Source organism: Thalassotalea agariperforans (genome assembly GCF_053470345.1).
On the sequence record NZ_JBQMWH010000058.1, the window covers coordinates 1 to 211 of the forward strand.

General features: G+C 44.1%; 1 protein-coding gene. It reads right to left on the reverse strand.

The features are described 5' to 3' along the window. The coding region (locus ACSLUO_RS17765; protein WP_448250593.1) for a transposase at nucleotides 1-211 on the reverse strand (211 nt) is incomplete at both ends.

Genomic DNA, 211 nt, shown 5'->3' on the forward strand with positions numbered 1-211 from the left:
CTTGTCATCCATCGAAGTAAAACGGGTTTGGTTTTTCTTAACGAGCTGAGGCTCAAAACTGGAGTCTCTGTCACGAGGTGCGTTTAAATCAACCTCGCCATCTTCTGTACGAATGGTTTTAGGTGAATAACCATTACGGTAATTCTGATGCTCAGATTGTTCATGGCGGGCATAACCAAGGTGTTCGTCTAATTCAGCGTTAAGTGCTGCT